Source organism: Paenibacillus sp. P4_E11 (genome assembly GCF_056401635.1).
On the sequence record NZ_JBFUIX010000442.1, the window covers coordinates 1 to 1,550 of the forward strand.

The 1,550-nt window shown below is 45.5% G+C and carries 1 protein-coding gene; it reads right to left on the reverse strand.

Annotation, left to right across the window (positions count from 1 at the left end):
* Positions 1-62: 62 nt before the first annotated feature.
* A complete protein-coding gene (locus AC1DWB_RS34940; RefSeq protein ID WP_477545664.1) occupies positions 63-1,262 on the reverse strand; it encodes an S-layer homology domain-containing protein in 1,200 nt (399 codons plus the stop codon).
* Positions 1,263-1,550: the final 288 nt, after the last annotated feature.

The following is a 1,550-nucleotide window of genomic DNA, read 5'->3' on the forward strand; positions in this document are numbered from 1 at the left end:
CTGGTACTATAGAGAAACTCTAGAAGATCCCTTTCCTTAGGAATGTAAGTTCCTGTCTTCTTTCATTTTTTAGAGTCATCTCTGAATGCATATGAATAAGCAGCAAACCAGATAGAACTCACCTCGCCAGTCTCTTTTCTAATATTGATGCCCACGTAATATGCCTTACTCTGATCAATGATATCTAATTTGGATTGCCTTAATATTAGTTGTCCGTTTACTTCCTCATACAGGTACTCCACAGTCGGACTTAACAAATAGAACCCTGCTGAACCATATAAACGTAACACATCCGAAAGCTCGCTTTGATTCATGACAAGCCCTTTGGCCGTTTGTACCGGTGGGATTTCACTTCTTCCGAAATCGGAAACCATCCAGCTATCCATGTGTCCTTCGCTGTTATAATGGACGCTTAGTTGACCATAGGTATCAGCTTGGAACATATTTTGCCCCTCGCTCGGTCCCCACTGTTCTTCGATCGCTTCTCTCAATGTACCCAACGGAAACGATTTTTCTCCCCCTAAGGCCTGGAGCTGGAAGTCCTCTAAAGTAATGTGCTGCACGAGAAAATCAGTGATCTCATCTGCCGGTTCAACCGGTAAGGGCGGGATCCGGTTTGGGTCGGAGGCTTCGGATGGTCTCTCCACTATTTTGAACGATCCGAGCAGCTTCAGATTGCGGAACCATTGCAGGGCTTCCGCACGTGTCACTGTGTCTTGGGCCGCAAATCCTTCCACAGAGATTCCTATCTTCCCTTCAGCGAGTCCAATACCTAACACATACCGAATCGCCTCGGTACCGGAGTAGTTAAAGCCAAGCACCGCGCAGAGTATCTCGGCAGCGGTTCCACGTGTGATTGGGACTGTTCTTACAGCCGCATTCTGCAGGCCTAGTGTGGGATGATGCCACATCTGCGCAAACCCGTAGGGACTGTCACTCCAAGCTTCATTAGATACTGCGGTGGGACGCACTTCGTAGCTTCTGTACAACATTAACAAAAATTCCGCTTCAACAATTGTACGATCTGGCTGTAAAGTACCATCGGGGTATCCCTCAACGATACGATTCCGTAGCCCCCATTGAATAACCCGTTCCGCCCAATGGCCGGACACATCGGCAGGCGGATCCTTTCTCATCCACTTCCATGTTGATTTAATGGAGAGCTGCGCAGCTGAGGGGGATACCGATGCGGCAAAAGTTGTTGGAGCCGCGGCTAGCTGCACCAGGATGAGCAATAAGCTAATAAAACGTTTGATTTTCAAATTCGAGAACCTCCATCATATACTAGTAATTATCTGGAACTCATGCTCTGGGATACTTACATCTTCTGCTTAAACGGGTAGATCTCCTGCAATGAAAAAAGCACCGATTAAACAGTGTAGTTCTCAATTGTTTGGCAATCGCGTAAAAAGTTTTTCTATTACTCTGATAAATTCATTGATTTAATGAAGAAATAGTTAATGTCATTAAACGACAACTGGAACACATTCTTGGCCTATTTCGGCAATCGGAACAGATTCTTGTCATTAATTTATGACAAGAATCTGTTC